This window comes from uncultured Lamprocystis sp., from assembly GCF_903933125.1.
GTDB lineage: Bacteria > Pseudomonadota > Gammaproteobacteria > Chromatiales > Chromatiaceae > Thiodictyon.
On record NZ_CAIZIZ010000258.1, the window covers coordinates 1 to 2,349 of the forward strand.

Consider the following 2,349-nt stretch of genomic DNA (forward strand, 5'->3'; position numbering starts at 1 on the left):
CGCCGGGCATGCCGCCCATCGCGGATCAGGAAGGCGGCGGCGGCCAGCGAGCCGATGCCGCCGCCAATGAGGTAGGCCTTGGGTGTCGTCGAAGTCATGGTCTCTGCTTCCTGGTGAGCGCTGCACTTGATACGGGCGGCGTAAGACATTACCGAACGGGCCTTGATCAAGACTCCGGCCACTTGGACTCGCCGGGTGCGTAGTCAGGCCATCCTGGCCTGACACCGTCAGGGCTGGAAGCCCTGACTACGCAGGCCGCTGGCCGGGATTACGATCAAGGCCACCGAACGCGATCAGGCGTCTGCTGGTTGAATGGCAACGCCTGCCCGACAATGAACCCGGCTAGCCGTTGACGGCAGCCGTAAAGGTAGAAGGTAGCGTCGTCGTGGTCTGTGCGGCAGACAACAGACAGGGCGACACCGACTATTTCACCCTGGCGCCCTGACTCGGGAGACCCCAAAATACAGGCCAATAAGGCGCTAGGAGCAAGACCATGTCCAAGCTGAGTACCCAGGCACGAGCCGCCGCCCCGAACAGACAATTTGCATTTCCCGCGCAGCGCAAGGAGCCGCTTGAAGACGCGCGGCATGTGCGCAAGGCCATTGCACGTTTTGATCAGGCAACAGGCGTGAGCGACGCCAAACGCTTCGGACCCGCCGCGGCGATGATCGCGGCCCTTTTTTCGGCACTCACCCTGTTCGCCATCCCCATGCCCAGCCACGCCACAGAAGAGCCCGAATACCAAATCGTCCGCAAGCTCGACGGGATCGAGGTCCGCGAGTACGCCGCCTACACGGTTGCCGAGATCGTGGTGGACGGCCCGGCCGGCAAAGCCGGCAGCCAGGCGTTCCCGATCCTGGCGGGCTACATCTTCGGCAAGAACAAAGGTGATCGGAAAATTGCGATGACGGCACCGGTGACCCAGACGGCCGTTCCCGTGAAACTGGAGATGACGGCCCCCGTTACGCAGACCGCCGCGCCCGGCGGCTTTCTGGTGCAATTCGTGTTGCCCAAAGACGTAACCCTGGCCAGCGCACCCGAACCCCTGGACGCACGGATCACGTTGCGCGAGGTGCCGCCCAGTCGCGTGGCGGTCATCCGCTATTCGGGTTTCTGGTCGGAGTCCAACTACAACGAACACTTGGAGAAGTTACAGGCTGGCTTGCGCGCCGCGGACCTGGCCTGGTCGGGGGAGCCTGTCTATTCACGCTACAACCCGCCGTTCACGCCATGGTTCATGCGGCGCAATGAGATTTGGCTGCACCTGACCGACAGCCGCTGATCGGCGCAGACCGCGGTCTTGCGACCCGCGGCGCCGGCCGAGCCTCTGACGTCGGCCGACGAAGCCATGCTGGACGGCCTGCAGCGCGCCGCCTTCGACTATTTCGTCCGGCACACCAACCGCGACACCGGCCTGGTGGCCGATACCTCACGGCCGGGCTCACACGCGAGCATCGCGGTCGTCGGCTTTGCCCTCTCGGCCTACCCGGTAGGCGTCAAGCGCGGCTGGATGACGCGCGCCGAGGCCCTGCAACGCAGCCTGGCCGCGCTGCGCTTCTTCCGGAACTGCGACCAGAGCGGCACGCCGGACTCGACCGGGTACCGCGGCTTTTACTTCCACTTCCTGCACCTGGACAGCGGCACCCGTGCCTGGCGTTGCGAGGTGTCGCTGATCGACACCGCGCTGCTCTTGGCCGGCATGCTCACGGCCGCGGCCTATTTCACCGCCGCCACCGCGGACGAGGCCGAACTGCGTGAGCTGGCCGACACGCTTTACCGCCGCGTGGACTGGTGCTGGGCGCAGCGCAAAAGCGCTGCTGTCGTACTCGGCTGGAAACCCGAGAGCGGCTTTCTCAAGTACCGCTGGCAGGGCTACAGCGAGGCCATCCTGCTCTACATCCTGGGCCTGGGCTCGCCGACCCATCCGCTGACCGCGGCCAGCTTCCCGGCCTGGACCGACACCTACGAGTGGGAGAACCTCTACGGCATCGACTTCCTCTATGCCGGGCCGCTGTTCATCCACCAGTTCCCGCACGCCTGGATCGACTTCCGCGATATCCGCGACGACTTCATGCGCGAGAAGCGCTGCGACTACTTCGAGAACAGCCGCCGCGCCATCGACGTGCAGCGCGCGTATGCGATCCGCAACCCGCGCGGCTTCGTCGGCTATGGAGAGGACGGCTGGGGCCTGTCGGCCGGCGACGGGCCTCGCGCCCCACGGCAACGCATCGCCGGGCGCCGCCAGTCATTCTACGGCTATGCCGCGCGCGGCGTGCCCTACGGCCCGGATGACGGCACGCTCGCCGGCCCGTCGGTGCTGGCGTCGCTGGTCTTTGCACCCGAGATCGC

3 protein-coding genes are annotated in these 2,349 nt (G+C 66.1%); 2 read left to right on the forward strand and 1 reads right to left on the reverse strand.

Translation table 11 applies throughout. From position 1 onward, the window contains the following. Nucleotides 1–149 (reverse strand): oleate hydratase (locus QZY03_RS32085; RefSeq protein WP_367268228.1); only part of this gene is annotated, 149 nt, incomplete at its 3' end. 344 nt (nt 150–493) lie between these two features. Between QZY03_RS32085 and QZY03_RS12925 the strand changes: the two genes are divergently transcribed. Continuing rightward, nucleotides 494–1,282: a heme-binding protein gene (locus QZY03_RS12925; protein WP_295581627.1), complete on the forward strand. Its 789-nt coding sequence runs from the start codon at nt 494–496 to the stop codon at nt 1,280–1,282. A gap of 66 nt (nt 1,283–1,348) precedes the next feature. After that, on the forward strand, nt 1,349–2,349 hold a 1,001-nt coding region (locus tag QZY03_RS12930), incomplete at its 3' end, for a glucoamylase family protein (protein ID WP_295581629.1).

Coding starts and splice junctions, on each gene's coding strand:
- QZY03_RS12925 (WP_295581627.1), top strand. CDS start 494: ATGTCCAAGCTGAGTACCCAGGCACGAGCCGCCGCCCCGAACAGACAA.